This window comes from Rhizobium sp. NLR16a (assembly GCF_017948245.1).
In the GTDB taxonomy this organism is placed as follows: domain Bacteria; phylum Pseudomonadota; class Alphaproteobacteria; order Rhizobiales; family Rhizobiaceae; genus Rhizobium.
In genome coordinates, this window is sequence record NZ_CP072865.1 from 124,077 (window position 1) to 139,294 (window position 15,218).

Annotated in this window: 14 protein-coding genes; 7 read left to right on the forward strand and 7 right to left on the reverse strand. The window is 61.1% G+C overall.

All coding sequences use genetic code 11. From position 1 onward, the window contains the following. The first annotated feature begins 158 nt into the window (after positions 1–158). From J7U39_RS00585 to J7U39_RS00595, 3 genes are all read left to right on the forward strand, one after another. Complete coding sequence (locus J7U39_RS00585; protein WP_210629802.1) at positions 159–1,184, forward strand: serine hydrolase; 1,026 nt, start codon at positions 159–161, stop codon at positions 1,182–1,184. A gap of 110 nt (positions 1,185–1,294) precedes the next feature. Next, positions 1,295–2,449: a GGDEF domain-containing protein gene (locus J7U39_RS00590; protein ID WP_210629803.1), complete on the forward strand. Its 1,155-nt coding sequence runs from the start codon at positions 1,295–1,297 to the stop codon at positions 2,447–2,449. 141 nt (positions 2,450–2,590) lie between these two features. After that, positions 2,591–3,568: a phosphodiester glycosidase family protein gene (locus J7U39_RS00595; protein WP_210629804.1), complete on the forward strand. Its 978-nt coding sequence runs from the start codon at positions 2,591–2,593 to the stop codon at positions 3,566–3,568. A 97-nt stretch (positions 3,569–3,665) separates the two neighbouring features. Here J7U39_RS00595 and cysE read toward each other — a convergent pair whose 3' ends face one another. From cysE to J7U39_RS00615, 4 genes are all read right to left on the reverse strand, one after another. Further along, complete coding sequence (gene cysE, locus J7U39_RS00600) at positions 3,666–4,487, reverse strand: serine O-acetyltransferase (protein ID WP_210629805.1); 822 nt, start codon at positions 4,485–4,487, stop codon at positions 3,666–3,668. Positions 4,488–4,806: 319 nt separating this feature from the next. Beyond that, positions 4,807–5,796: a WD40 repeat domain-containing protein gene (locus tag J7U39_RS00605; RefSeq protein WP_210629806.1), complete on the reverse strand. Its 990-nt coding sequence runs from the start codon at positions 5,794–5,796 to the stop codon at positions 4,807–4,809. Beyond that, positions 5,796–6,875, reverse strand: a complete 1,080-nt coding sequence (locus J7U39_RS00610; RefSeq protein WP_210629807.1) for a GTP-binding protein — start codon at positions 6,873–6,875, stop codon at positions 5,796–5,798. Before J7U39_RS00610 ends, J7U39_RS00605 begins: the two co-directional genes overlap by 1 nt. Positions 6,876–7,020: 145 nt before the next feature. After that, the gene (locus J7U39_RS00615) at positions 7,021–7,809 is read right to left on the reverse strand and encodes a creatininase family protein (protein WP_210629808.1); all 789 of its coding nucleotides are present in this window, start codon (positions 7,807–7,809) and stop codon (positions 7,021–7,023) included. An 85-nt stretch (positions 7,810–7,894) separates the two neighbouring features. On the opposite strand from J7U39_RS00615, the gene J7U39_RS00620 reads away from it, so the two are divergent. The 3 genes from J7U39_RS00620 to J7U39_RS00630 all read left to right on the forward strand — a co-directional run bounded on the left by J7U39_RS00620 (position 7,895) and on the right by J7U39_RS00630 (position 10,542). Further along, positions 7,895–8,407 carry a MarR family transcriptional regulator gene (locus J7U39_RS00620; protein ID WP_210629809.1) on the forward strand — a complete coding sequence of 171 codons (513 nt, stop codon included), beginning with the start codon at positions 7,895–7,897 and terminating at the stop codon, positions 8,405–8,407. 119 nt (positions 8,408–8,526) lie between these two features. Further along, positions 8,527–9,549 (forward strand): LacI family DNA-binding transcriptional regulator, encoded by a 1,023-nt coding sequence (locus tag J7U39_RS00625; RefSeq protein WP_020922290.1) that lies wholly within the window; start codon positions 8,527–8,529, stop codon positions 9,547–9,549. Positions 9,550–9,576: 27 nt separating this feature from the next. After that, complete coding sequence (locus J7U39_RS00630; RefSeq protein ID WP_210629810.1) at positions 9,577–10,542, forward strand: 2-hydroxyacid dehydrogenase; 966 nt, start codon at positions 9,577–9,579, stop codon at positions 10,540–10,542. Positions 10,543–10,634: 92 nt separating this feature from the next. On the opposite strand, the gene J7U39_RS00635 is transcribed toward J7U39_RS00630, so the two are convergent. Beyond that, positions 10,635–11,414: a gamma-glutamyl-gamma-aminobutyrate hydrolase family protein gene (locus J7U39_RS00635; protein ID WP_210629811.1), complete on the reverse strand. Its 780-nt coding sequence runs from the start codon at positions 11,412–11,414 to the stop codon at positions 10,635–10,637. 289 nt (positions 11,415–11,703) lie between these two features. On the opposite strand from J7U39_RS00635, the gene J7U39_RS00640 reads away from it, so the two are divergent. After that, positions 11,704–12,810: a TRAP transporter substrate-binding protein gene (locus J7U39_RS00640; protein WP_210629812.1), complete on the forward strand. Its 1,107-nt coding sequence runs from the start codon at positions 11,704–11,706 to the stop codon at positions 12,808–12,810. Positions 12,811–12,891: 81 nt separating this feature from the next. Here the strand turns inward: J7U39_RS00640 and J7U39_RS00645 are convergent, their stop codons facing one another. Then, positions 12,892–14,385, reverse strand: a complete 1,494-nt coding sequence (locus J7U39_RS00645; protein WP_210629813.1) for a TRAP transporter large permease subunit — start codon at positions 14,383–14,385, stop codon at positions 12,892–12,894. A 20-nt stretch (positions 14,386–14,405) separates the two neighbouring features. Beyond that, the gene (locus tag J7U39_RS00650; RefSeq protein ID WP_210629814.1) at positions 14,406–14,945 is read right to left on the reverse strand and encodes a TRAP transporter small permease subunit; all 540 of its coding nucleotides are present in this window, start codon (positions 14,943–14,945) and stop codon (positions 14,406–14,408) included. Positions 14,946–15,218 lie beyond the last annotated feature (273 nt).

Here is a 15,218-nt window from a genome sequence, read left to right on the forward strand (position 1 = left end):
CATGTAGGCAGGCGGGCCTGCGATGGTTGCGGCGCGGATTGTCTTTCAGTGACAGAGCGGTGAGGAGTGCGAATAATGGGCTCACCAGCAGACACGATCGCGTGAAAAGTGCCATAGGGCATGCGAAGATGCCGCTGCGATATCCTATCATGTGCCGCATGATCCGTATTTTTTCCCTTCTCCTTTTTCTCTGCCTGCCGTTTGGCGCAACAGGCCCGGCGTCTGCCCAGGGCACGGCATCCGCCGCCGGGCTTGGTCCGCGTCTCGACCAAGCGGCGACCGATCCGGCGCTGCGACCGCTCAAGACGGTGGTCGTCGCTCGTGAGGGACGCGTGCTCGCCGAACGCGCCTTCCGTGGTCATTCGCCGTCGGAATCGACCAATATCAAATCCGCTTCGAAATCGATCATTTCGGCGCTTGTCGGTATCGCGATCGGCAAAGGACTGCTTGATGGGCCGGACCAGAAGATCGCGCCGATCCTGAAGGCCGATCTTCCTTCATCGGCTGATCCGCGCCTCAACGACATCACTATCGGCAATCTTCTCTCCATGCAGGCGGGGCTCGACCGTATGTCCGGGCCGAATTATGGCCGCTGGGTCTCCTCGCGCAACTGGGTGCGCTTTGCCCTTTCGCAGCCTTTCGTCGACCAGCCCGGTGGGGAGATGCTCTATTCCACCGCATCCACGCATCTGCTTTCGGCCATTCTGACCAAGGTCAGCGGCCGGTCGACCATGGCGCTGGCGCGCGAATGGCTCGGCCCAATCGAGGGTTTCCGCATCGGCGCATGGGAGCGCGACCCGCAGGGGATCTATCTCGGCGGCAATCAGATGGCGATGAGCGCCCGGTCCCTGCTTGCCTTCGGCGAGCTCTATCGCAATGGCGGGCGTACGACGGAGGGAGTGCAGGTGGTGCCTGCCGACTGGATCGTGCAATCCTGGCAGCGCCGTACCAATTCACGCTTCTCCGGCGACGAATATGGCTATGGCTGGTTCACGCGTGAGATCGGCAGCGAGCAGGTGCATTTCGCCTGGGGTTATGGCGGCCAGATGCTCTACATCGTGCCGTCGCTCGATCTGACCGTCGTCATGACCTCGGAAGAGAGCGGTCCCTCGGCCCGAAACGGCTACCGGGATTTGCTGCACGATCTGCTGGCCGATATCATCGGCACGGTGCGGGCCGCTTGACCACGGCGGCGGCAGGGAAAACCACCGATCGTTCAAGTTTTAACGAAGGCTCCAATCAAACCGCAAAATCCTTGCTGTAGGTTCCGCCACCAGAACTTCGGAAAAGCGCCATGCTACTGGATCTCAGGACGATCTATTTCATCGTTGCCGTAAGCTGCTTCGTGCTGGGGATTCTCCAGCTTGCAGCCTATGCAACAGGCCGCTTCGAGAGGTGGCCGCTTTGGTGGGGCTTGAGCAACCTCTTCGTCGGCGTCGGTTCCTTCCTCGTGGCGCTGCGCAATTTCGTTCCCTACGCGGTCTCGGTCGACGGCGGCAATATCGTCACCGTCGCGGGTTATATGCTGATGTTTTTTGCCGTGCGCGTCTTTTCGGGACGGGTTCTCGACCAGCGCACCTTCTGGCTTGCCATCTCTCTCGTCAGCGTTCCCGTCGTGCTGATCGTCAGCGATCCCGCAGCGGTCTCGGCAAGGCTTCTTTACGTCTCAGTCATCTGCAGCCTATGCGATCTTGCGGTCGCAGGGGAGGCGATCAGCATTGTCCGCCGCGAGAAGCTCTATTCCGCCGGTCTGCTCATCGGCCTCTATGTCTGCACCGCCATGATCTTTGCGGTCCGCAGCATCCTTGCTGCGACCGGCGAGATCGGCGGGCCGGATCCATTCGGCGGCAGCGTGGTCCATAGCTGGATGGGGGTATCGGCGGTGGCTTTCATCATGCTGCGCAGCATGGCCATGGTGCTGATGGCAGCCGAGCGCAGCCGCAATCAGCTGACCGAACTCGCCCATCACGATCCACTGACCGGCGCACTCAATCGGGGCGGCCTTGCCCAGCATTTGCCCGCTCTCGCTTCCCGGCCGATATCGCTGCTGATCATCGATATCGACCATTTCAAGCAGCTGAACGACAGGCATGGCCACGCCGCCGGCGACGAGATCCTGCGGCTTTTCGCCAGCATTTGTAAAGGCATCATGCGCTCAAACGATCTGCTCTCCCGGCAAGGCGGAGACGAGTTCCTGGCGGTGCTGAAAAACCTCTCCCAGGAAGATGCGGTGGCGATTGCCGAGCGCATCCGTCTCGACTTCGCCGCCGCCGTCACGCAGCGGCAGGATCTCGCCGTCTTTCCGACGCTGAGCATCGGCGTCGCCACGCGGGAAGGCGGCGGAGAATTCGAACGGCTCGTACACAAGGCCGACGAGGCGCTCTATCGCTCGAAGCGTGAAGGTCGCAACCGCGTCGAAGCCTTCGGAGAAAATCAGCAGGCTGCCTAAGGGCCGTACTTATCGGCGAAGCCTAGGTGCCGCCTTTGATGTATTTGGACGTCGTAGAAAAGCCTCACTTGAAATCGCATTTGCGCAGGGCGAACCATCGCGTCGCATACTGAACCCGACTATTTGCTCATAGAGAATTTGATGTCAGTAATTCGCAAGCTCCTATTCGGGCTGACGGCAGCTTTTGTCGTTATGATTGTTGTCGGCGCCGGTTGGCTCTGGCAGGTCGCCGGCGTTTATGGGTTCAACACGATATTGCGCCGTGGCGGAACCTACTGGATCACCGTTAAGCCTGACGATGAGCGGCTATCGGCCTCGATGCAATTGGCGTTGAAGAGCCCGGTTCCGGCCGTGCAGCCGGGATCGCTGGCCTGGCAAGAACCTGAAATTGGCTTCGAGGTGGCGGAGCTGCCGGTGCTTGCCAATGGTCGTGAAGTCGATCGCATTTTCCTCAGCAGAATTGATCCGGCGCGCTTCCGCTTCGTCGTCCACAATGCGTCACAGGGTGTTAAGGGCATTGACGAATGGGAACATGCCTTGCCCAAGGCCGTGCTGATCGTCAATGGCAGCTACTACGACATGCATGGCCGGCCCGACACGCCCTTCATCAGTGAGGGTGTAGCGATGGGTCCCCAGCAGTATGATGCGAAGGCAGGCGCCTTCATCGCGGACGCTGCCTCCGCCGACATCCGTGACCTGACCCATCAAGATTGGGGAAGCGCCTTCGCCGGGGCGACGAATGCGATGGTTTCTTATCCGCTCCTGATCGGCGACGATGGTCAGACTCATGTGAATGTGAAAAGCCGCTGGCTGGCCAATCGAACCTTTGTCGCCAAGGATGGCTCAGATCGCATCGTGATCGGCACGACGAAGGAGGCGTTCTTTTCTCTCGATCGGTTGGCGGAATTTCTCAAGGCGTCGCCACTTGATCTCAAGGTCGCCCTTAACCTTGACGGCGGACCCCTCGCGCACCGCAGCGTTCGGCTGAACGGGTATAGCCAGAAATTTTATGCGCGATGGGAGGCGCAGGTCGAGGATGACAACGTCAAATTGCTACGTTGGCCGATTCTTCAGGCCACTTGGGCCATGCCGATGGTTTTGACGGTCGAGCGGAGATAGTTTGAGGGCAAAGCCGCAAGAACAATACCTGTCGTCTCCGCCGGCATTCGAGCTCCGTCGTCACATCGCAATCGATTCATCGATCGGAGGATTTGCGCTAAATATTCTGATCCATCGTCTCGGCCGGGATCTCATCGCCGCGATGGATACGAACGACAGCGGCCGGCACGCCGGCGACCGTGCAATGTTCGGGAACCGGCTTCAGCACGACGCTGCCGGCGGCGATTTTGCTGAAGGCGCCGATTTCGATATTGCCGAGTATCTTGGCGCCGGCGCCAATCATCACGCCGTGGCGGATCTTCGGATGACGGTCGCCCGTCTCTTTGCCGGTGCCGCCTAGCGTGACGTTCTGGAGGATCGACACTTCGTCCTCGATGACAGCCGTTTCACCGATGACGATGCCCGAGCCATGGTCGAGCATGATGGCGGCGCCGATCCGTGCTGCCGGATGGATATCGGGGCCGAAGACCAGCGAGGCCAGATTGGCGAGCCAGGTGGCAATCTCCGGGCGGCCGCCGTTCCAGAGCGCATGGGCGATGCGATGGGTCTGCAGCGCATGGAAGCCTTTGAGGTTCAGAAGCGCGTGCAGAAACGTCGTGCAGGCCGGGTCGCGCTCGCGTACGGCGGCGAGATCGGCCTCGACTTTCCGCATGATGTCGTCATCAAGCGCAGACAGGATGAGATCCAACAGATCGCCTGTTTCAACTTGCGCCACCGCGAGCCGCGCGGCTAGCACGCGGGCGAGGATCTCATGGCTGCCGGCAGCGTCCGTCACCTGCTCGGCAAGCAGCCGCCGCAATATCGGCTCGCGCGTCGCAAGCTCGTTCGCCTCGGCGCGGATCACGGCCCAGACGGCGGATACGCTATCGAGGGACTGAGCCTGTGGCTCGGCCAAACCGAGGCCGGTCGATTCCGGCATTGGCGTTTCCTCCGTCCGTCACGCCCAGGTGATCGCTGCGCGGATTTTTATGTTTCCTCTGGCCAAGACAGTGGCAAGCCCGATATTCTAAAGCCTTGGCATCCGATCTTCTAGCCAGTTCGTTCAGGCAGGCGTCGGCTTCGGAAGCCGGCGCGCGAATGAAAGAGCACGTCAGGCTCTTCTTTCCCAGGCGTCTGCAGCGGGCAGCGGCTCCCACAGAGTGACAGGCCGAATCCTTACCGCCGCTCGTAGTTGGTCGGCGCCAAGTGCGACGATTTTAGGTTCCGTCAAGGCATCGGCCATTGCGGGTAACGCAGCCTCATGCCGAAATGTCGACGACACCGCAATCGCCGGCTTCCGAGGCGAACGCAAGCAGCTTGCCGTCCCTGCTCCAGCTCATCGCCGTGATCGCGCCCTTGCCGGGGCGGCGAAGCAGCGCTTCCTTGCTGTCGGCGATGCGCACAGCCAGGATCATCCCATCGACGAAGCCGATGGCAAGGATATCCTCCAGCGGATGGAACTTCACCGACGTCGCCATGATGTTGGCGCGAGTGCCGAGCTCCAGCGGCGCCTTTCCCATCGGCCCGTCCTTGCTCTGGAACGGCCAGACGATGGCCGCCGGCGCGCCCGAGGAGGCGAGCCATTTGCCCTTGACCGACCAGGAGAGGGATTTCACCTTGGAGGGGTAGCCGGTCATGCGCATGTGCCGGGCTTCCGCGCCGGGTTTGCTGTCGAGCTTCCAGCCATGCAAGGCGTTTTCCTGCATCGAGGTGACGAGGAAATTGCCGTCAGGCGAGAAGGTCACGCCGGTATGCGCACCCTTCCATTCGAGATCGACCGGTTTGGCGCTCATGCCGACCCAGTGGAGCGACACGCCATTGTAACGGGCGGCGGCGATGCGCAGACCCTTCGGCGCGAAGGCGATTCCTTCGACGGTGCGCTCCTCAGCGAATTCCTTGGTCGTGCCGTCGGCAAGACGCACGAGCGAACTCTTGCCGTAGGAATAGGCGATGGCGCCTTGCGGGCCGGCCGCGACCTGAGAAATCCACTTGCGCGGCGCGGTCGCGAGCTCGCTGACGCTGCCGTCGGCGGCGATGCGCAGGACCTTGCCATCCTCGCCGCCGGAGATCAGGCTTTCGCTGTAGGGATCGCGGATCGCGGTGAGCATGCCCTGATGGGCCTCTGAAACCTTCTCGCCGCCATCCAGCCGGTGAAACGTACCGTTTGCGCTTGCGAAGAAGGGGACATCACCCAAAAATTCGACGGCCAGAACGTGGCCGTCGAGATCAAGCGGCGCAACTGTCGGCATCAGGCGGCTGCCTCGCAGGCCTTGAAGGAAGCCTCGAGTTTTTCGCGGTCGAGATCGCGGCCGATGAAGACGAGACGGCTTTCATGCTTCTCGCCATCCTTCCACGGACGCTGGTGATCACCCTCGATGATCATGTGTACGCCCTGGACGACGTAACGCTGGGGATCGTCCTTGAAGGCGATGATGCCCTTGAGGCGAAGAATGTTCGGGCCTTGCATCTGGGTGACTTTCTGAATCCACGGGAAGAAGCGCTCCGGATTCATCTCGCCGCCGCGCAGCGACACCGACTGCACCGTCACATCATGGATCGCCGACATCGCACCATGATGGTGATGGTCGTGATCATGGCCATGATCGTGATGGTGGTGGTCGTGATCATGATCGCAATCCGGGCCGCAGACGTGGTCGTCATGGCCGTGTTCCAGGAAATGCGGATCGTTTTCGAGCGCGCGCTCCAGGTTGAAGGCGCCCTGATCGAGCACGCGCGCGAGATCGACGCCGGAGCGGCTGGTCTTGTAGACGCGGGCGGCCGGGTTGATGGCGCGGACGATGTCTTCGATCACATCGAGCTCTTCCGGGGTAACGAGGTCGCTCTTGTTGATGACGACGACGTCGGCGAAGGCGATCTGGTCTTCGGCCTCACGGCTGTCCTTCAGGCGCAGCGGCAGGTGCTTGGCGTCGACGAGGGCGATGACGGCGTCGAGCTCGGTCTTGGCGCGAACGTCGTCGTCCATGAAGAAGGTCTGGGCGACCGGTACCGGATCGGCGAGACCTGTCGTCTCGACGATGATGCCGTCGAAACGGCCGGGGCGGCGCATCAGGCCCTCGACGACACGGATCAGGTCGCCGCGCACCGTGCAACAGACGCAGCCGTTGTTCATCTCGTAGATTTCTTCATCCGACTCGACGATCAGGTCGTTGTCGATGCCGATTTCGCCGAACTCGTTGACGATGACCGCGTATTTCTTGCCGTGGTTTTCGGAGAGGATGCGGTTGAGCAAGGTCGTCTTTCCCGCACCGAGATAACCGGTGAGCACAGTGACGGGAATAGGCTTCTGGGTGGAGATCGCGTCGGTCATGAGAACCTCTAAATTAGGCGTACGGCCGAGCGGCTAGGGATCGGCCGCTTGAACGGTTGGTCTCATATAATGGCATGGGCACGGCAGTTCAAAGGATTTTATATGTTATAAGATCACGTTGCCGGCCGATGCGGATGATCCCTCTTCAACTCAGTGCGCTGACGTCGAAGGCATCGACATCCTCCAACAATTCCACCAACCCCTTCACCGCATGGGCAATCAGCGCCTCGCCCTTTTCAGCCGTCGCAGCCGCGGCATTGCCCGCCACGCCTTGTTCATTGATATCCGACATCTTCCAGCCGAAGGCATGCGGGCCGTAGGCGCGCAGGTGCTTGAAGCGGGTGGCGAATTCCGTCTGCCGCGAGGGAAAATCCTCAGCCTTTGCCATGTCTACCTTGTCGGGGTGAAGCGCCAGCATCACCGAGGTCTCGATATCGCCGCCATGGATGCCGATCGCCTTTTCTGCCAGTGGGATCACGCCATCCGGCAGGCCGAAGCGGGTCCAGCTCGTCGCTACCGCCAGCATGGCAAAGCGGACCCGCGCCTCGGTCGCGACGACTGATATCAGAGGCGAATTGCCGCCATGGGCGTTCAGCATCACGAATTTGCGAATGTCTCTCTTCGCCAACCCTTCGGCAATGCCGAGCCAGCGGTTGACCGCTTCTTCGAAGGCGAGCGTCTTCGTTCCTTCAACATCCATATGCTCTATGGAATATCCGACCGATTCGGCGGGCAGGAAGGTAACGGGTAGGCCGGCGGGCAGGGCCATCTTCAATCGTCCGGCGATGCCTTCGGCAATCAGCGTGTCCGTTTCGAAGGGCAAGTGAGGGCCGTGCTGCTCGTGGGCGCCAAGCGGCAGTACGGCGATCGGATGGCGCCCGGCAGGGGCGCAGACCGAGCCGCTGTCCTCGAAACGGGGCGAAGGCGTCATCATCCGGTCGTTGCCTCTTGTTTATGACGAGATCATGGGCAATGTCATAGCGCAGTGGCGTCGGGGCTTAAAGATCAAAGGGATGGCTATGGGAAAGAAGCATAAGGACGGCAAGAAGAGCAAGTCCAAGAAGAAGGACCAGACGGAGTACACGCTCGTCGATCTTTCTCCGGCGCTCACCCAGGCGGCCCGTTCCATGCGCACGGTGCTCTCGCGCAACCTGTTCGAAAGCGGTCTCTATGCCGGCCAGGACGGCGTCATTCTCTCGCTTGCCGAGAGCGACGGCATGACAGCGGGCGGTCTTGCGCAAAAGCTCGGCGTGAAAGCGCCGACGATGACGCGCACAATCGGTCGCATGGAGGCGCAGGGGTTTCTCGAGCGCAAGCCCGATGCCGAGGATGCACGCCTCACCAAGGTCTATCTCACTGCGCTGGGCCGTGACAGCGTGCGGGCGATCGAGATGGCGGCCTCGGCCTGCGACAGGCTGGCGACGCAGGAATTTTCAGAAAAGGAAATCCGCAATCTGGTTCGTCTGCTGAAGGCGATCGACGCCAATCTGCAGGCCGAAGCGCAGGCTATCGAAGAGCCGGACGAAGACTGAAATTTCCCCTGAAAGACGAATTGCCTCCGCCGGTTAAATCTTTTAATTAAACATTTTAAGGGCGGCGCCGTTTCCGGCGTGGTCTCTTGCTGCCTTGCGTGCTGCCTGGAGGAGGACACGTGGTCCAGAAGATCAAGCTTTCGACAATCGCCGAGACGCTCGGCATCTCAACGGCGACCGTGTCGCTCGCCTTGCGCGACAGTCCGCTCGTCGCCGGCAATACGCGGGAGAAGATCAAGGAGCAGGCGCGCGCGCTCGGCTATATCTACAATCGCCGCGCCGCCAGCCTGCGCACCTCGCGCTCGGGCATCATCGGCGTCGTCGTCCACGATATCATGAACCCATTTTACGGGGAGATTCTGAAGGCGATCGAAAGCGAGCTCGATCGCAGCCGTCACACCTTCATTCTTTCCAACCATTACGACAATGTCGAAAAGCAGCGCACCTTCATCGAGACGCTGCTGCAGCTCGGCGGCGACGGCGTCATCATGTCTCCAGCAATCGGTACGCCGCCGGAAGATCTGCAACTGGCGGAAGAGAACGGCATGCCGGCGATCCTGGTCGCCCGCTCGATGGACGGTCTGGAGCTGCCGACCTATCGCGGTGACGACAGCTATGGCATCTCGCTCGCCACCAACCACCTGATCGGTCTCGGTCACCGCTCAATCGCCATGATCGGCGGTACGGACCAGACATCCACCGGCCGCGACCGCTACCAGGGCTATGTCAATGCCCTGCGCAAGGCGGGCATCGAAGTCGATCCGAACCTGCGCATTCCCGGGCCGCGCTCGAAGCAGGGCGGTTTCGAGGCGGCGGTACATTTCCTCTCGCTGCCGCAGAAACCGACGGCGGCCGTCTGCTGGAACGACCTCGTCGCGATTGGTCTGATGAACGGCATTGCCCGCGCCGGCCTGGTGCCGGGCCGGGATATTTCCGTTACCGGTTATGACGATCTCGAGGAGGCCTCGATCGCCACGCCGGCGCTGACAACCGTCTGGAACGGCCAGACCGAAGTCGGCCGCCTGGCTGCGCGCGCGCTTCTCGATCGTCTTGCCGGCAGCCACGAACCGGATGGCATGCATCTCATCAAGCCGGAAATGCGCATCCGCCAGTCGACCAGTCCCCATCGGCCCCGCGCCTGAACCAGCCCCCGTCCAAGAGGAAAAGCCATGTCCCGCATCGCCATTCTCGTTCCTGGGAAGATACACGAGCGTGTTCTCGAAAGGCTGAAGGATCGTTTTGAGATCATCGCTGTCACCCGCGAGGAAAAGCTAGCGCTCGACAGCGACACCGCCGGCCGCATCCGCGGCGTCGCCGTCTCCGGCGCTTTTCCCGGCGCCTGGATGGACCAGTTGCCTGACGTCGAGGTGATCGCCAGTTTCGGCGTCGGTTATGACGGCATCGATGTGAAGCGTGCGGCGGAAAAGGGTATCGTCGTCACCAATACGCCGGACGTTCTGAACGACGAGGTTGCTGATACGGCGATCGGCCTGCTCCTGAACACCATTCGCGAGCTGCCGCGGGCCGAAGCCTGGCTGCGTCAGGGCAATTGGAAGCCGGGCACGGCTTATCCGCTGTCACGCTTTTCGCTCAAGGGCCGTCATGTCGGGCTCTACGGCCTTGGCCGCATCGGCGTCGAGATCGCTAAACGGCTGGAGCCGTTCAAGGTGAAGATCAGTTATCACACGCGTTCGCGCCATCCGGATGCACCGTATGATTATCACCCGACGTTGAAGGGATTGGCGGAGGCGGTGGACACGCTGATCGCCATCGTTCCGAAAACGCCGCAGACGCATAAGACGATCGATGCCGATATCCTGGCCGCTCTCGGTCCGAACGGAATTCTCGTCAATGTCGGCCGCGGCTGGACGGTTGACGAAGAGGCGCTGAGTGCCGCCCTCGCATCAGGCGCGCTCGGTGCGGCCGGCCTCGACGTCTTTTACGAAGAGCCGAGCGTCCCATCCGGCCTGCTGGAAGCGGCCAATGCCGTGCTGCTGCCGCACGTTGCTTCGGCCTCCGTGCCCACGCGCATGGCAATGGCCGATCTGGTCGCCGACAATCTCGTCGCCTGGTTCGAGGTGGGGGCGGCGCTGACGCCGGTGCCGGAGACACCGCAAAAGGCGAAGCGAGACTGAGCTCGGCTGCCTCTGAGATACCATGCGTGCTTGAGGACGCACAAAGGACGCTCGTGCTTTCCGGAAATCGGCACCGACGGTCGGCCGATGCGCTAGGCGATCGCCTGCGCGGCGACAACCGCCAGTTTTCTGGCGGCGTAGCTGCGGACGGCGTCGCCGAAGGCGGCAAACAGCTTGTTCGACGCCTTGTCGGTTTCGGCCCAATATTCCGGATGCCATTGTACGCCGACGGCGAAGGCCCGGGCATCGATAACGGATACTGCCTCCACCGTGCCGTCTTCGGCGGTGGCTTCCACCTGCAGGCGCGGTGCGGTTCTGGCGATCGCCTGGCGATGCAGCGAATTCACGCGGATATCGCCCGGGCCGAGAATGCCTGATATGCAGGAGCCTTCCTTGACATGGACGGTCTGGCGGATGGCATACATGCCGTCACGGTCGACGCCCTCCGGCCGGCGATGGTCCCAGATGCCGGGCTGCTCATGGATCTCGCTTGCCAGCGAGCCGCCGAGAGCGACGTTCAGTTCCTGAATGCCGCGGCAGATGGCAAGCAGTGGGATGGCGCGGTCGATGGCGCGGCGAATGAGCGGCAGGCTGGTGGCGTCGCGCGCCGGGTCGAAGGGGCCGTCCCGGTCGGTCGCCTCGGCGCCGTAAAGCGAGGGATGCACATTGCTGGCCGAGCCTGATACCAGCAGACCATCGACGCGGTCGAGCACCGCGTCGGGATCATAGCCTGCCTCGAAGGCCGGGATCACGAAGGCCATGACGCCGGCCGCATTCAATGCGGCACTGAGATATTGATGCTGTACGGCATGCCAGGTCGCGCCGTCGAAGCTGCGGATATCGGCAGGAATGGCAATGATCGGTTTCGTCATCTTTGCACCGGTAAAATCTTCTGCTCGTCGTTTTTGCCGCCAGAACGGTGGTGATGTCAACGCCTGGCTTTGTCCGACGACCAATTGCGCCGCAAACGGCGTCGCGGTTCCGGCGCCCGCGCTAAGCTGCTGATTTTGATGGGCGCCGCGCGCGCTCCCTATTGCTATCCTGATGCCAAAGGCTAATAGACTAAAGCTTGAATCGCGGCCCCCTCCATGCTTAGCTCTGCCCTCGCTGCGGGTAGGGATGGATTGGCCGCGCAGTGCCATCTATACGGGAGGTTTTTTGATGGATCGTCGTTCGTTTTTCAAGAAGGCGGGAACCGCCGGCGCCGGAGCGGTTGCCGCAACGGCGCTGGCAGCGCCTGCGATCGCGCAGGAGAATCCGAAGATCGCATGGCGTATGACGTCATCGTTTCCGAAGAGCCTGGACACGATCTATGGCGGTGCGGAAGACATCGCCAAGCATGTTGCCGCCGCCACCGACGGTAATTTCACGATCCAGCCTTTCGCGGCCGGTGAAGTCGTGCCGGGCCTGCAGGCTGTCGATGCGGTGGCCGCAGGGACCGTCGAGGCAGCACACACCACCTCCTATTATTTCGTCGGCAAGGATCCGGCCTATGCCTTCGGAACAGCCATCCCGTTTGGATTGAACAGCCGCCTGACCAATGCCTGGTTCTACGAGGGCAATGGCAATACGCTGATGAACGAGTTCTACGCCACACAGGGCATGTATGCCCTGCCGGCCGGCAATACCGGCGCGCAGATGGGCGGCTGGTTCCGCAAGGAGATCAATACGCTTGACGATCTGAAGGGTGTGAAGATGCGCATTGCCGGCCTTGCCGGACGCATCATGGAGAAGGTCGGCGTCGTCCCGCAGCAGATTGCCGGCGGCGACATCTACCCGGCGCTCGAAAAGGGCACGATCGATGCGGCCGAGTTCGTCGGTCCCTATGACGACCTGAAGCTCGGCTTCCACAAGGTGGCGAAATACTACTATTACCCGGGCTGGTGGGAAGGTGGCCCGACGGTGCACGCCTTCTTCAACCTGGAAAAGTGGAGCAACCTGCCGAAGCACTATCAGGCAGCGCTCGCCGACGCCTGCGCCTTCGCCAACACCAACATGCTGGCGAAATACGACATGAAGAATCCGACGGCGCTGAAACAGCTCGTTGCGGAGGGTGCGACGTTGCGCCCCTTCAGCCAGGAGATCATGGAAGCCTGCTTCCAGGCGGCAATGGGCATCTACGGCGAAATTTCGGCCAACAACCAGTATTTCAAGAAGATCTACGAGGACCAGACCGCCTTCAAGCGCGACGCCTATCTCTGGATGCAGCTTTCGGAATACACCTTCGATACATTCATGATGATCCAGCAGCGGGCCGGGAAGCTTTAGGCTTGCCACGACCGACATCGACGCTTTAGGCGAATGCAAGAAAAACCCCGGATCATTGATCCGGGGTTTGTTTTTGTTTGGCTATTTGGCTGGCGCCGGCGGGGCGCCCGGCAGGCCGTTCAGCGGCGGCAGGGTCAGGCCCGGAATCTGCGGCGAGCCGTTGCCCCCGCCGCCCACCGGCGGCAGGCCGAGCTGGCCGCCGAAGCCGGGGACTTCGATCTTGATCGAGTTCGGATCGACCTTGGGGCCATGATCCAGCCAGTAGGTGACCGACTGCGGCCAGAAAATCACGATCGCCACGAGGATGATCTGCATGCCGACCCAGGGAAGGGCGCCCATGTAGATATCCGAGGTCTTGACGTCCTTGCTGGCGATCGAGCGGAGGTAGAAGAGCGCAAAGCCGAAGGGCGGATGCATGAAGCTGGTCTGCATGTTGACGCAGATCAGCACGCCGAACCAGATCAGGTCGATCCCAAGACTGGTGGCTACGGGGGCGAGCATCGGGATGACGATGAAGGCAATCTCGAAAAAATCGAGAAAGAAGGCGAGCACGAAGATGAAGATGTTGACGAAGATCAGGAAACCGACCGGGCCGCCGGGAATCCCCGACAGCATGTGCTCGATCCAGCGCGAACCATCCATGCCCTGGAAGACCAGGCTGAAGCAGGTGGAGCCGATCAGGATCATCACCACCATCGACGTAATATGGGTGGTCGATGTCATTGCTTCGCGGATCAGCGGCCAGGTAAGACGGCGGTTCATGGCTGCCAGGGCCATGGCGCCGACGACGCCGAGCGCGCCGGCTTCCGTCGGCGTCGCAAGACCCATGAAGATCGTACCGAGCACGAGAAAGATCAGCACGATCGAGGGCACCATGCCCATCAGCACCCTCGCTAAAAGCGCCCAGTTGAAGTCACCGCGCACCTCTTTCGGCAGCGGCGGCATCGATTTCGGCTGGATGATCGACATCACCAGGATGAAGAGCACGAAAATCGTCACCTGCAGGATCGAGGGGCCGATGGCGCCGAGATACATGTCGCCGACCGATCTGCCGAGCTGGTCGGCGAGGACGACGAGCACGAGCGAGGGCGGGATCACCTGGGTGATTGTGCCCGAAGCGGCAATGACGCCGGTGGCAAGGCGCGGGCTGTAGCCATAACGCAGCATGATCGGCAGCGAGATCACCCCCATGGTAATGACAGAGGCGGCTACCGTGCCGGTGATGGCGCCGAGCACGGCGCCGACGAGGATGACCGCATAGGCGAGGCCGCCGGGAACGCCGCCGAAGAGCTTGCCGGTGCCTTCGAGCAGATCCTCGGCAAGGCCGCAGCGTTCTAATATCGCCCCCATGAAGGTGAAGAAGGGAATGGCGAGCAACAGGTCGTTGGAGACGATGCCGAAAAAGCGCAGCGGCAGCGCTTGCAGAAAGGCTTCGCTGAAATGACCGGTGACGATGCCGATGATGCCGAAGAACAGGCCGACGGCGGCGAGTGAAAAGGCGACCGGAAAGCCATAGAGCATGAAGATGACCATGCCCAGGAACATGGCCGGCGGAATGATGCCGAAATCAAACAAATCCGTTCCTCCCGGGAGCGCTACTGCAGCGGCTTTTCGTATTTGGTGTCGATGCTGATGTGGCCGGTCAGCGCCGCGATCCGTTTGATCAGCTCGGAAACGCCCTGGAGGGAAAGCAGCGCGAAGCCGGCGACAAGGATCAGCTTGACGGGCCAGCGGATCAGCCCACCGGCATTGCCCGATATTTCTCCCTGCCGATAGGAAAGCGCGAAGAAGGGCCAGCAGAGCCAGGTGAGGAACACGCAGACGGGAATGAGGAACAGGATGAGGCCGACGATGTCGATCCAGATCTTCGCCTTGTCGGACACTGCGCCATAAATCAGGTCAACACGAACGTGCTCATTGTTGCGCAGCGCATGCGAGGCGCCGAGCATGACGACGAAGGCGAAGAGGTACCACTGGATCTCAAGCCAACCGTTCGAACTGTAGTTGAAGGTGTAGCGGACGATGGCATTACCGGCGCTGATGAGACAGCAGAACAGGACCATATATTCGGAAAGTTTGCCCATGATCCGACTGACCGAATCAATCAGCCGGCTTGCCGCCAGAAGTCTCGACATTCGTTTCCCTTGTTCTTGTCCTGCCATTTTTCGGCAGCTTTCCCTCTTTGGAATCGGTGTAGACCACGGCTTTTGAAATTGGAAGGATAAATGCTTCGCGTTAGAGCATAGTCTAAGTCGCAACGGGCGGTCTGTATGGTTCGCCGATGTTTTAACAACCCAGGCGTGGATAAATTATTTTCCAGTTTTCGCCAGGAGGATGCATTATCTCGCGTAAGCTGTGGTGTTCATCCGTTGGTTTTAGAAAATTTGACCAAATGTTTGATTCGATTG

Excerpts from the sequence above, each read along its gene's own strand:
- J7U39_RS00585 (WP_210629802.1), top strand. The coding sequence starts at position 159 with ATGATCCGTATTTTTTCCCTTCTCCTTTTTCTCTGCCTGCCGTTTGGC.
- J7U39_RS00590 (WP_210629803.1), top strand. The coding sequence starts at position 1,295 with ATGCTACTGGATCTCAGGACGATCTATTTCATCGTTGCCGTAAGCTGC.
- J7U39_RS00595 (WP_210629804.1), top strand. The coding sequence starts at position 2,591 with ATGTCAGTAATTCGCAAGCTCCTATTCGGGCTGACGGCAGCTTTTGTC.
- cysE (WP_210629805.1), bottom strand. The coding sequence starts at position 4,487 with ATGCCGGAATCGACCGGCCTCGGTTTGGCCGAGCCACAGGCTCAGTCC.
- J7U39_RS00605 (WP_210629806.1), bottom strand. The coding sequence starts at position 5,796 with ATGCCGACAGTTGCGCCGCTTGATCTCGACGGCCACGTTCTGGCCGTC.
- J7U39_RS00610 (WP_210629807.1), bottom strand. The coding sequence starts at position 6,875 with ATGACCGACGCGATCTCCACCCAGAAGCCTATTCCCGTCACTGTGCTC.
- J7U39_RS00615 (WP_210629808.1), bottom strand. The coding sequence starts at position 7,809 with ATGATGACGCCTTCGCCCCGTTTCGAGGACAGCGGCTCGGTCTGCGCC.
- J7U39_RS00620 (WP_210629809.1), top strand. The coding sequence starts at position 7,895 with ATGGGAAAGAAGCATAAGGACGGCAAGAAGAGCAAGTCCAAGAAGAAG.
- J7U39_RS00630 (WP_210629810.1), top strand. The coding sequence starts at position 9,577 with ATGTCCCGCATCGCCATTCTCGTTCCTGGGAAGATACACGAGCGTGTT.
- J7U39_RS00635 (WP_210629811.1), bottom strand. The coding sequence starts at position 11,414 with ATGACGAAACCGATCATTGCCATTCCTGCCGATATCCGCAGCTTCGAC.
- J7U39_RS00640 (WP_210629812.1), top strand. The coding sequence starts at position 11,704 with ATGGATCGTCGTTCGTTTTTCAAGAAGGCGGGAACCGCCGGCGCCGGA.
- J7U39_RS00650 (WP_210629814.1), bottom strand. The coding sequence starts at position 14,945 with ATGTCGAGACTTCTGGCGGCAAGCCGGCTGATTGATTCGGTCAGTCGG.